This is a genomic window from Pedobacter sp. PF22-3 (assembly GCF_026239555.1).
Taxonomy (GTDB): domain Bacteria; phylum Bacteroidota; class Bacteroidia; order Sphingobacteriales; family Sphingobacteriaceae; genus Pedobacter.
This window is the reverse complement of record NZ_JAPIVP010000001.1, coordinates 448,729-461,457: the sequence shown is the minus strand read 5'-3', so window position 1 is coordinate 461,457 and position 12,729 is coordinate 448,729. Positions and strand designations below refer to the sequence as shown.

The window sequence follows — 12,729 nt, the reverse complement described above, 5'->3', positions numbered from 1 at the left end:
TCTAGTAATTTAGAGGTTTAGTAACCTGGATTTTGAACATAGTTGTTTTCACTAAAGAATATCTGGTTTTGAGGAATTGGCAGGTATTCATCCCTTCCTTTTGTGAATCTCGCACTGATAAAAATACTTCTGGTGCTTTTTTCCGAATCAAAAAAGGAGTTGATTACCTGATCGGCTACGCCCCATCGGATTAGATCAAAAAACCTTTCTCCTTCCAGTGCCATTTCTAAACGGCGTTCAAATCGCAAAGCTTTTCTGGCGTTTGCCTGGTCCCAGACAATATTTGTTCCCGGAACATATTGCTGTACGTTGTATTTAGAGGTAGGCTGTCCGTTGGCCATCACCAGTTTTGCAGTACTTTTAGATGCCCGGTCTCTTATTGCATTTATAATAGGTAAAGCCTCAGTCTGCCTGCCCAGTTCAATCAGCGCCTCTGCTTTAAATAACATCACATCAGCCAACCTGATCATAATTCTGGCTTTTGTATTGCCGAAAAAAGGAGCAACATTTATAAAACAGTCACAATCAGGTGATACGTTTTCTTTCATGGAATTATAAGTTCCGTATAGCGGAATATTCCTGCTCCAGCTTGCTGTAACCACTCTTGAAGGATCATATTTCCATGGAGCTCCAGGTCTGGATATGGTGTGATCTACCCTTGGATCGACTGTGTTTGTAGCAAAATCGACATTTTGTTGGTTAAAAGTATCAAATAACGGTATCCCGGTAGTTGTTGTTCTGAAAGCGTTCATCAGGGTTTGCGACGGTTTTTGAAAATCGCAACATCCGATACCCTGTGGTACCGTAAGCATATCACCAAAGTTTACCCTGCCTCTTCCTGCGCCATCATTACTGGAAAACTGAACAGACATAATCGCTTCAACACCATTCTCGAAGCTGCCTGAAGTGAAATTATTTGCGAAATCTGCCTGTAACTTATAAGATGAGGCCAACACCTGATCGGATGCATCAATAACCTGTTGTAAACGGTTCTGGTCTATTCCTGTCACAGCATGTGTTGCATTCTGCGTATAAGCCTGAAACAAACGTGTTTTCGCTAAAAAAGCATAAGCAGCAAATTTGTTGGCTCTTCCTATCTGTGGTTGGGTTGCCGGTAATGCCTCGGCAGCAGCCTGGAAGTCACCAGCAATCTTCTCCAGGATCTGATCTCTCGTTAGTGCGTTGTTCTTTATATTTTTGTAGTCATCAGAAGGTACTGTATCATCAATATAAGGGATGTTCTTAAACAGGTTTTCTACCATCAGGTACCAGTATCCGCGTAAGAAACGAAGCTCGGCTAAACGGGTTTTAACCAAAGGATATTCCGCTTCGCTAAACTTGCTCAGTACCCTGATGCCCTCATTTGCCCGCCTGATGCCTACATAGATATTAAACCAGATGCCATCGTAGTTCCATTGGTCAGGTCTGGAGGCTATAAAAGTCTCCATATTATGGAAAACATCTCCATCATTGATACCGCCACCGCCTTTATAGGCATCATCAGCGCGGATATTTCCATACTGGTACATGCTAAATGCCCTGTTAATTTCATCATTTCCCAATTGTGAATAAGCAGCGGTTACAAAACCCTCGGCCTGTGCCGGAGTTGCAACCTGGCTTTCGTTAAGCGAACCTTTAGGTCCAACTTCAAGTGCTTTTTTGCAGCCTGTGGCTAATATCAGCGAGACAGCAAGGGTGATTATATATTTTTTCATAATAAAATCTTCAATTATTTAAAATCTTACGTTAATTCCGGCTGTAACAACCAATGGATTAGGATAGCCAAATCCTGGGGTCTCCGGATCCAGACCAGTGAAGGATTTTGACTTCATTAAAATGGCTAAATTGTCTCCTCCGATGTAAACACGAAGATTCTGCATTTTTAACTTGCTGATCAGCTGTTTGTTAAATGTGTAGCCGATCTGAGCATTTCTAAGTTTTAGATAAGATCCATTTTCTATAAAATAGGTCGAAAGACGGGCTTCGTTATTATCATCTGTAAGCGCAACTGCCGGAATATCGGAGTTCGGATTGGAAGGTGACCATGCGTTTAATAACCTCGCTCCTTTATTTGAGGAAGATTCAACGGCACTCCAGAAATCTGTATATGATTTGGCCTCATTTTGTACGGCTACATCACCTATCCCTTGCAGAAGAAAAGAGAAATCAAAATTTTTGTAGTTGATATTTGCATTAAACCCATAAGTATATTTTGGCAAAGGATTTCCAATCCAGGTACGGTCATTTACATCGATAACACCGTCATGGTTTAAATCCACGTAACGGATTCTTCCAAGTCCCTTGTTGGGTTGTGCAGCATGATTATCTACTTCAGCCTGAGTTCTGAAAAGACCATCGGCAACATAACCGTAGAAAGATCCAATGGTTCTCCCCAGAATATTCTGTCCCTTGCCATCACCGCCGTAGGCATTTACTACTGCCGGAGGCAAATAGGTAACCTTATTTCTAACCATATCGAAATTCCCGTTCACATCAATACTTAAATCATCAGTTAAGCGGCTTTTGTGCCCCAGGGATAGTTCAAATCCACGGTTTTCCATAGATGCCCCATTTACATAGGTATTACCGCCTTCGCCAAGTACGCCGATGTATGGAGGAAGCAATAAGATTCCAGTAGTTTTCTTAATGTAATAACCAACGCTACCATAAAGTTTTTGTTTCCAGAGCGAAAAGTCGAGTGCGACATTGCTCATTTCTGTTGCTTCCCAACGCAGGTTTGGATTGGCATTCTGGGACAGATAAAACCCGGAAGGAAGCACACCGCTTTTGTTTCCATTTATATCATAAGAAGTGATATTGTAATTGGACAGGTAAATATTATAAATCGCGTTATTATTAATCTCCTGATTACCGGTTTTTCCCCATCCTGCATGAAGTTTCAAATCGTCAACAATTGAGGTATTATTCTTTACGAAAGATTCTTCGCTAATTCTCCAGGCACCTGAAAAGGCAGGGAACCAGCCGTATTTGTTATTTGCTCCAAACCTGGAAGAACCGTCTCTTCTGATGGTTGCAGATAGGAGGTAACGATCCATATAAGAATAATTTGCCCTGCCTATATATGACATAAGTACGTTTTTTGCACCACTGCCGCTGTTGTCTTTTATTCCCGTACCGGCATCTAAATAAAGGTAGTCAGGATCTTCTAAAACAAATCCTTCCCGTGATGCCATAAAAGTATTGTTATTTTCAACAAAGTGTTCTGTTCCTGCAAAGGCGTTAAGGCGATGATTGCCTGACTCCAGGCTGTAATTCAGGGTATTGGTCCAGGTAGTTTTTACATTGTGTGTCTGGGTGTTGATTACTTTGTTCACATCATTAACCAGGTAACCGCTCTGGTATTTTTTTTGCCAGTTCCGGCTTGTATAGTCACCGTAATCAATGCCGAAATTGGATTTGAATACCAAACCCTTAGCGATTTTAACATCGGCAAAGAAATTACCAAATAACCTCATGTAATCGTAACCATTTTGTTGATTATCTTCCAGCACCCGAACAGGGTTCTGGCGATCATTCATCCCGTCAACGGGACCGCCCCAGCCTATGCCATCGACCGTATGAACCGGTATAATTGGTAATGCCTGCAGCGCGGAATTGATGATGTCTGCCGCAACCTCTTTTGTCTTGGTCAAACTCAGGTTTTGACCGATTGTAACGCCCCCGTTAAATAATTTGTAATCAGAATTAATCCTGGCAGAAATACGGTTAAATCCGGTGGTTCTTACAATGCCTTTGTTATCAAAATAGCCAAGTGAAAGTAAATAGTGTCCGTTTTCAGTACCGCTCGAAACCTGTGCATCATAATTCTGAATAATACCAAGCTGGGATATTTCTTTAAACCAATCTGTATTTGAGGTGCGAAGGGTTTGCGTAGCGTTTAAAAACTCTGGTAAAAGCACCTTATTTAATACAGGCTGATTGGTGTTGGCATCAACTTTCCAGTCGAATTGATAACGCAATCCATTCGAATTGGGATCGAGGTTTTTGTTAACATAGGCCTGCCACAAAATTTTACCATAACCTTCTGCATCCAGCATCTCTAATTTATTTACATAAGTTGAAAGCGATGAATACGCATTTCCGCTCAACTGTGTCTTGCCTGTTTTACCCTTTTTAGTGGTGATAACGATTACGCCGTTTCCTGCCCTGGCACCATAAATACTGGCAGACGATGCATCTTTAAGAATCTGCATGGATTCAATATCAGCCTGATTGAGTTCATGCATACCCGACTTGGTAGGTACGCCATCTATAATGTACAAAGGGTCGTTGTTATTTAAAGTTCCGATACCCCTGATTCGGATGGTAGCAGGAGCACTTGGCGCGCCGTTCCCGGTGATGTATACGCCCGCTACCTGGCCCTGCAATGCTTTCATCGGGTTGGCTACAGATTGCTTTTTAAGTTCATCTACATCCACGATGGCCACATCGCCGGTCAGATCTTTTTTCCTTTCCGTTTGGTATCCTGTTACCACTACATCGTTCAGGTTAGTGGCAGAAACTTCGAGTTGTGCGTCTACCACGGCGGTACTGCCAACCTTGGAACTAACCGTCTGCGCACCCATGTAAATAAACCGAAGAGTTTGCCCTGTGGCAGCCTGGATTGAAAACTTCCCCTTGTCGTCTGTTTGTGTGGATTTACCCGTCTCTACATTATAGACGGAAGCTCCCGGAACAGGTTTTGAGGATTTATCGGTAACCGTTCCGGTAATGTTTCGGATTTGTGCATATGTACTTGCCATAAAGCAAAACACGAGAACACAGCAAAGTATTACTTTTCTCATAAAATATGGTTTATAATGGTTAGTTTTTTCTATATAATCAGCATTTGCCGGTTATGTAGTTTATTTGTTTATCCCCTAAGCAGCAGTATGTGCACTGTTACTTTCAGGTTTTGTCGTAAATAATTCGTTATAGAAAGCCTGGTATTCATCAAATTTGTATTCAGGGCATCCGCCCTTCTTGGTAGCGATAAATGCACCCATCGCAATCGCTTTTTTAAGGATCTGCAAGGGTTGATCCCGGCGATTATGGGCCGCAATAAAGGCAGCCAAAAAGGAATCACCACTGCCAATCGTATCTTTTACCTTTACCTCATTTCCCCAAACATTATAGGTTTTATCTAAATTATAGTATGAGGCGCCAAACTCACCTTTGGTCACAATAACCTCGGGGATTTTAAACCGGTCTTGTATGAACCGTACTTGATCAGCTTCTCCTTTTAAAGAACCACCGAACATGATTTGTACAATACCCAGCTCCGCCTCATTAAACTTGACAATATCTGCCTTTGATAATAAATGACCTAATTGAGCCTGATTGATAAAGGGCGCACGAAGATTGATATCGAACACTTTAATCGCATCATTATCCAAAAGATTATAAAGGGTATTCCTTGAGGTTTCATTTCTGGACGCTAAACTTCCGAAAATAAAGTAAGTTGATGGTTTTATGTGCTGGAGGAGTTGTTGACCCTGATCAATAAAATCCCAGGCCACTGGAAACACGATTTCATAACTTACTTCATTGCCATTGTTCATTTTGGCCAGAACCTGGCTGGTTTCATATTGCTCATCAACTTGTAGTAGCCCTGTATTTATTCCCCAGTTTTCCATCAATTCAACGAGTTTCTGGCCATTTTCATCGTTCCCAATCCGGGTGATCAGGCTTGAGCCCATGCCCAGCTTATTGAGGTGATAAGCAACATTTAATGGTGCTCCTCCGGGCTGTGGTCCGTCTGGCAGTACATCCCACAGAATTTCTCCATAACATGTGGCTGGAGTAGAACTATAGTTTGGGTTATTTATCATATTATTAATATATCATTTAATGCATCAAAACAACATTTTCACCTATCTGCTCCAGAGACTTACCCTTTGTTTCAGGCATCATTTTCCAAACGAATACCAACTGCAGGACCATCATCGCAGAGAAAAAGAAAAATATATTTGCACCTCCAAATGATTCTGCCAGATAGGGAAAGCAGAATGCAATCAGTGCTGCCATTACCCAATGGGTAGAACTGCCAAGTGTTTGTCCCTTTGCCCGAACCTGATTCGGGAAGATCTCGGAAATGAATACCCAGATCACCGCGCCCTGAGAAAAAGCAAAGAAAGCGATGAACAGCATCACATAAATCGGAATTTCAAAACCGTGGGATGAGCCGCCCAGAAAAGCAAATGCAACAAGTCCAAGGGATACAATAAGGCCTATGGAACCGATAAACATCAAGGTTTTCCGACCAACTTTATCGATGATATTGATAGCCAGTAGTGTAAATATAAAATTAACCATTCCAATGCCTACAGTAGATAAAAGTGAAGAATGTGCACCAAGCCCTGCCATTTCAAAAATTCTCGGTGCGTAATAAATGATGGCATTTATTCCGGATACCTGGTTGAAGAAAGCAAACAAAACGGCCAGGATTACTGGTGTTTTGTATTTTCCTGAAAAAAGCCCGTCCGAGGATTTGTTTTGCAGCATATCCTGACCTGACTTCTGAATAGCGGCAAGCTCTTCATTGCAGTTTAGCGGATTGATGATGCGCAGTATTTCCAATGCCTTATCGTAGGCACCACGTTTAAGTATAAGCCATCTAGGGCTTTCTGGGATAAAGTATATTAATACCAGGAATATGATGGAAGGAAATGCCTGAACTCCGAGCATCCATCTCCAGGATGCCTCGCCTCCCTGGCTTAGCAAATAGTTTGAAAGATAAGATATTAGTATACCCAGTACAACATTGAACTGGAAAAGCCCTACAAGACGACCCCTTCTATGTGCCGGCGATACCTCTGAAATATAAATCGGTGCAGTTACAGATGATATCCCAACGCCCAGACCGCCCAGAAAGCGGAATGCCAGAAAGATATACCAATTATCTGCCAGAGCAGTACCCAATGAGGAAAGTAAGTATGCAGCAGCTACAAAATAAAGTGTGTTTTTTCTTCCGAAATAATCTGATGGACGGGAACCTACAAGTGATCCGATCACCGTGCCGATAAGTGCAATGGATATGGTAAGCCCATGCGAAAATGCAGAAAGGTTCCAGAATTGTTGAATGGATTTTTCAGCTCCCGATATAACGGCAGTATCAAAGCCAAACAAAAAGCCGCCTAGGGCCACAACCATGGACCACGCCAGGACAGAGTGTTTTTTCATAAAAAGTTTATTATTGGTTAATGATCGCAAATTAGGTCAAATGATTTCGCAGCACTATTAAAATTCTTTCAAAAACATTAAAAATTTTTTTTTATATAAAGTGTTTTATATGAGCTGCTTATGTTTTTTATTTTCTGTCTGTTCAGGTTAATCTTCAATATTGTAACATGATATGTTAAATCTGGTTACATCACCTTAGATCATGATTTGTTACCTATTTCCGATATTGAAAAGTAATCTATAGCTTTAGTAAATGAATAATCAAATATTCTTAAAAATAGGTGCTATTCGGGATTTCAAAGTTTGGCTTTTGAGGCTGTTTGCGTTGCTGCTTTTCCTGAGTTCCTGTTCTGAAAAGAAAGAAGAGAAGAAATTTACTATTGGTTTTTCGCAATGTGTGGGTTCTGATTTGTGGAGGAAAACGATGCTTGAAGAAATGAAAATGGAACTATCGCTTCGTTCTGGAACCAACTTCATTTATAAGGATGCCAACAACAGCAGCAATAAACAGATTGAGCAGGTGGAGGAATTGGTTGATGATCACATTGATCTGCTCATTATATCTCCGAATGAAGCATCTCCGTTGACAGATATCGTAGAAAAAGTTTATAATAAGGGAATTCCGGTAATTGTTCTTGACCGGAAAACTTCCTCCTCCCAATATACCGCATATGTAGGTGCTGAGAACTATCAGGTTGGCAAAATGGCTGGCCTGTACATTACTAAGCTTTTGAAAGGAAATGGCAAAGTAGTGGAAATACTGGGACTGCCTGGATCTTCTCCTGCTATGGAACGCGATAAAGGGTTTTCTGATGAATTAAGAATGTCGCCCGGAATAAAATTGGCTGCTCAGGTTTATGGTAATTGGCTTGCCGAAAGTACGTTTACGGAGTTGGGAAAGAACAGAGAAACGATACTACACGCTGATGCTATTTTTGCACACAATGATGTTATGGCGGCAAGTGCAAAAGATTTTCTTCGCCGGAACAAAGCTTCAGAACACATCAGGGTAATCGGTGTAGATGCACTTCCTGGTTCGGGCGGTGGGCTACAGCTCATCAGTGAAGGTAAAATATCGGCAAGTGTGTTATATCCCACGGGCGGCAAAGAAGCCATTAGCATTGCTTTCAAAGTTCTGAATAAAGAACCTTTTTCAAAAGAAAATATCCTGCAGAGCCTGGTAATAGACAGTTCATCTGTTCAACTCATGAAACTTCAATGGGCAAAGGTATCAGGTCAGCAAAGAGATATCGAACGCCAGCAAACCATGTTGTCTGATCAGCTTCGGATCTATGATAATCAAAAGCTGGTGCTTAATTTTATTGTGATCACACTCGTATTGGCCGTAATTTTTGGAGGGCTGGCATTTTTTTCCTTACTGGAGAACCGGAAAATTAATAAAAGTCTTGAGCAGAAAAATGTCCAGATACTGGATCAGCGAAATAAGTTAATTGATGCCTCAGCCAAAATTGAGGAAGCAACTGAAGCCAAGCTCAATTTTTTTACCAATATATCCCATGAATTCAGAACCCCGCTAACCTTGATTTTATCTCCGTTAGAGGATCTCCTCAACAGCGATAAAATTCAAAGCGGAGAAAAGCGGGAACTAACGATGATTCAAAAGAATGCCTACCGGTTACTGAAGCTGATCAATGAACTTATTGATTACAGAAAGATAGAACATCAGAAATTTAAGGTGCAGCCAACCAGGAACAATGTGCGGTCTTTTCTGAATGAAATCATAGAAAGCCTTAGATACGGTGCCCTGAAAAAAGATATCGCCTTGAAGTTCTCCTTTCCACAACCAGATATCATAGCCGGTTTTGACGTGAATATTCTTGAAAAAGTAATTCTTAACCTGTTGAGCAATGCGCTAAAATTTACCCCAACACATGGCAGAATACACGTAGAATTAACCACTGACGATAATAACTTTATTGTTTCCGTTGCTGACAATGGTAGCGGGATGAATGAAGAAGAATTGCAGCAGGTTTGGGATCAATTTTATCAGTCCAACACAAACGAATCACGGGGATCTGGTCTTGGCCTTTCCCTCACTCGTGAACTGGTGCATTTGCATGGTGGCACTATTGAGGTGCAGAGCAGAAAATGGCAAGGAAGTACTTTCACTGTTACAATACCCTATGGTGAGTTGATAGATTCAAAGCTTTCCCCGGTAAGCGCAGATGACAGAACCGTTTCATTAACAGAAGAAGTAAAAGTTTACATCACCGAAGAATTACCTGCGGAGGATAGACAGTTGGATCCGATTGGTGAATACATCAAAGAATATTCTGTACTGATTATCGAGGATAATCTTGATCTGTTAAGCTATCTTCAGGAGAAATTTTCAGTCAATTATGAGGTGTTCACCGCCACCACCGGTAGTTTGGGGCTTCATGAAGCATTTGAAAAAATTCCAGACATCATCATTTCCGACGTGGTTATCCCAGGAATGTCGGGCAAAGAAATTGCCAGGAAAATTAAAACAGATCTTAGAACCTCTCATATTCCGCTTATCCTGCTTACTGCACAAGCCAGTCCTGAACAGCAAATAGAGGGCATAAACAGTATGGCTGATCTTTATATGACCAAACCTTTTCATTTCGACTTCCTTCAGGCCAATGTACGAAACCTACTTGCCAATCGTATGTTGTTGAAGGAGCATTACATCAGCGATATCAGTTCTGGTGGAGAAAAAAAATCAACGTTAAGTGTTCTTGACAAGAAATTCTTGAATGATTTTGCAGGCATTGTAGAACACCGCCTGGGTGATGAAACACTGAATGTGGAGGACCTGGCAAAGATGATCGGTATTTCCCGTATTCAGCTTTACAGAAAAGTAAAGGCATTACTTGACTGTAGCATTACAGACTACATTTTAAATCGTAGACTGAAAAAGGCAAGTTACTTACTGATGAATGAAGATTATTCTATTTCCGAAATCGCTTTCAAAATTGGTATTTCCTCACCAACCTATTTTTCGACCTTATTTAAAGGGAAATATGGGATGAGCCCGAGTGAGTTTAAGAAAAAACAGAATAATTGGTGACGTTTTAAAACTTTGGCACGTGCTCATTACAGCGTAAGTGAACATATTATAGCGCGGCGTTGCCTCTTTTTTAGTTTACTTTAACAATTTGTTAGCATTGTCCCGTTGATAATGGTTCATTTTTACTATAATTGGAATAATTTTACTTAGCTACTTTCCGCAGTAGCATAATATTGAAATAATGATATCTATATATTGACCTTCAATTTTTGATTTTATCTGATTTATGGGAAATGCCTTATATTAGATTGACCGATATTTTTGTACTATTCCCCAAAGTTAAGGCACATTGTAATGAGCATGACCAAACCTAATCACACCGATGAAAAGTCTTTATTGCTTCAATTAAAAAATGGTGACGAGCGGGCTTTTGAAATCCTGTACAATAATTATAAATTTCGGATCGCTGGAAATTTATTTAAACTGCTCAAATCTGACGACCTGGTAAAAGAAGTGCTGCAAGAGCTATTTTTTAAAATATGGGAGGTGCGGACACAGATTGATCCCGAAAAATCTTTTAAATCTTATCTCTTTCGCATAGCAGAGAACCTGGTGTATGATTATTTTCGGAAAATAGCCAAAGACAAACGTTTACTATCTAAAATAGTTGCTTCAAGTTCAGAGCTGTATCTTCACGTTGAAGAAGATTTGCTGAGTAAAGAAGATGCTCAAAAATTACAGGAGGCTATAAACATGATGCCCCCTCAGCGTAAAATGGTATTTACCTTGTGCAAATTAGAGGGTAAATCTTATAAGGAAGTAGAGCAGATTATGGGAATTAATGCCAAAACCATTAGTAGCCACATGTTGCAGGCCAATAGATTTCTCAAAACGTATTTTAGAGATTCTCCCACAATTACCATTTCGATAGTTTTGGGTGTTTTATTTAAAGGTTTTTGATCCTGATCGTTATTTTTGGAAATTAATTGTTAATTTTTTGTTAATAGACTAAGGATATTTTTGCATAGCTCCGTATTAGCTGTAAAAATTGACCTTGAAAACACCTGAACAAATTCGCATACTCTTCAAAAAACACCTGGATAATAGCTGTAGTCACGAAGAAACTCAGCAGCTGATGAATTATTTTCAACTTGATGAAGACCGGGAAGTATTGAAAGATCTCATCATCGGTACCTTAGAGATAGAGGACGAGCACTACAAAAATGATTTGGCGATTATGAAGGTAGTGGGACAGGTTGACCAGGATTTGTTTGTCCAGATTCACGAATCAGCACAAGCCGTACCTGAAGGCAAAAAGAAAAGATTTAGACTTTGGTTACAAATCGCTGCCGTTGCTGCAGTTTTAGCTTTAGCGTACATAGGTGTTTATTTTTTCAATAACCAACCAGAAAAGGTTGCCACTGTTCCCAAAGTTACTTTATATGATATCAAGTCAGGGGGCTATGGTGCTACACTTACCCTGGCAAATGGCAGGAAGGTTAGCTTAGCAAATGCATCTAAAGGTGAAATAGGAAGAGAATCCGGAATAGTCATCACCAAATCAGGCGATGGCAAACTGGTGTACCAGGTTAGTGAAAAGATCTCTGATCCAAATGCTTCCAACACCCTGTCTACCTCCCGTGGCGAAACCTATCAGGTACGGTTGCCTGACGGATCGCTTGTATATTTAAATGCCGCTTCCAGCCTCACCTATACCACCTCACTCATTCAAAACGGAAAGCGGGTAGTTACCCTTAGTGGTGAAGGATATTTTGAAGTAGCGAAGGATAAGCAGCATCCATTTATTGTAAAGACAGGCCGGCAGGAGGTAGAAGTATTAGGAACTCATTTTAACATCAGCAGTTATGCCGATGATGAAGTGGAAAAAACCACCTTGCTGGAAGGAAGCGTGAAGCTCTCAGCATCCGGTAACTACAAATTGCTAAGACCAGGGCAACAGGCAAAGCTATCCGCTGGCAAGATAACAATTAGTGAAACGGATACCGATCTGGCTGTTGCCTGGAAAAATAATGAATTTGTAATCGAAAGTGAAAACATCGAAACAATCATGAAAATGATCAGTCGCTGGTATAATTTGGATGTTGTTTACATTGGTGAAAAAACCAACCAGCGTTTCAGTGGTAAAGTGTCGAGGTTTGATAAATTGTCAAAGGTGCTTGAAATCGTGGAATCAACAGGGGAAGCTCGTTTCGATTTAAAAGGAAGAACCGTATATGTATCAAAATAATAAATAACTAACAATAAACTGAATTTTAACCTTTAAACAAACTACATGATAAAAGAAATACGATAACTAAAAGGTATCCCAAAAAAAACAGGCCCCGTTTAACTGCCGGGACCTGATCATAGTCTGGAATATTCGATTGAAAATCAATTTACAACCACAGTCTCGCTACGGACCAACGCATCAGAGACTGTTTAACCAAACCAACTACTAATGTATCAAAAATCAAGGAAATTTGGTATACCTAATCGGCTGTACCTCAAATTATTGTTAACCATGCGCCTAACTATTGTAATAATAATAGCATGCC

General features: G+C 40.5%; 7 protein-coding genes. 3 read left to right on the top strand and 4 right to left on the bottom strand.

The window, feature by feature from the left end; genetic code table 11:
• Window positions 1-17 precede the first annotated feature (17 nt).
• The 4 genes from OQX63_RS01910 to OQX63_RS01895 all read right to left on the bottom strand — a co-directional run bounded on the left by OQX63_RS01910 (window position 18) and on the right by OQX63_RS01895 (window position 7,182).
• Window positions 18-1,715, bottom strand: a complete 1,698-nt coding sequence (locus tag OQX63_RS01910) for a RagB/SusD family nutrient uptake outer membrane protein (RefSeq protein ID WP_265849204.1) — start codon at window positions 1,713-1,715, stop codon at window positions 18-20.
• Window positions 1,716-1,733: 18 nt separating this feature from the next.
• Window positions 1,734-4,805 carry a SusC/RagA family TonB-linked outer membrane protein gene (locus OQX63_RS01905; protein WP_265849203.1) on the bottom strand — a complete coding sequence of 1,024 codons (3,072 nt, stop codon included), beginning with the start codon at window positions 4,803-4,805 and terminating at the stop codon, window positions 1,734-1,736.
• Window positions 4,806-4,880: 75 nt separating this feature from the next.
• Complete coding sequence (locus OQX63_RS01900; RefSeq protein ID WP_265849202.1) at window positions 4,881-5,831, bottom strand: carbohydrate kinase family protein; 951 nt, start codon at window positions 5,829-5,831, stop codon at window positions 4,881-4,883.
• Between the two features lie 16 nt (window positions 5,832-5,847).
• Window positions 5,848-7,182 carry a sugar porter family MFS transporter gene (locus OQX63_RS01895; RefSeq protein WP_265849201.1) on the bottom strand — a complete coding sequence of 445 codons (1,335 nt, stop codon included), beginning with the start codon at window positions 7,180-7,182 and terminating at the stop codon, window positions 5,848-5,850.
• Window positions 7,183-7,435: 253 nt separating this feature from the next.
• On the opposite strand from OQX63_RS01895, the gene OQX63_RS01890 reads away from it, so the two are divergent.
• From OQX63_RS01890 to OQX63_RS01880, 3 genes are all read left to right on the top strand, one after another.
• Window positions 7,436-10,234 (top strand): substrate-binding domain-containing protein, encoded by a 2,799-nt coding sequence (locus OQX63_RS01890; protein WP_265849200.1) that lies wholly within the window; start codon window positions 7,436-7,438, stop codon window positions 10,232-10,234.
• A gap of 300 nt (window positions 10,235-10,534) precedes the next feature.
• Window positions 10,535-11,134 (top strand): RNA polymerase sigma factor, encoded by a 600-nt coding sequence (locus tag OQX63_RS01885; protein WP_265849199.1) that lies wholly within the window; start codon window positions 10,535-10,537, stop codon window positions 11,132-11,134.
• A gap of 94 nt (window positions 11,135-11,228) precedes the next feature.
• Window positions 11,229-12,422 carry a FecR family protein gene (locus tag OQX63_RS01880; RefSeq protein WP_265849198.1) on the top strand — a complete coding sequence of 398 codons (1,194 nt, stop codon included), beginning with the start codon at window positions 11,229-11,231 and terminating at the stop codon, window positions 12,420-12,422.
• The last annotated feature ends 307 nt before the right edge of the window (window positions 12,423-12,729 follow it).

Coding starts and splice junctions, on each gene's coding strand:
- OQX63_RS01910 (WP_265849204.1), bottom strand. CDS start 1,715: ATGAAAAAATATATAATCACCCTTGCTGTCTCGCTGATATTAGCCACA.
- OQX63_RS01905 (WP_265849203.1), bottom strand. CDS start 4,805: ATGAGAAAAGTAATACTTTGCTGTGTTCTCGTGTTTTGCTTTATGGCA.
- OQX63_RS01900 (WP_265849202.1), bottom strand. CDS start 5,831: ATGATAAATAACCCAAACTATAGTTCTACTCCAGCCACATGTTATGGA.
- OQX63_RS01895 (WP_265849201.1), bottom strand. CDS start 7,182: ATGAAAAAACACTCTGTCCTGGCGTGGTCCATGGTTGTGGCCCTAGGC.
- OQX63_RS01890 (WP_265849200.1), top strand. CDS start 7,436: ATGAATAATCAAATATTCTTAAAAATAGGTGCTATTCGGGATTTCAAA.
- OQX63_RS01885 (WP_265849199.1), top strand. CDS start 10,535: ATGACCAAACCTAATCACACCGATGAAAAGTCTTTATTGCTTCAATTA.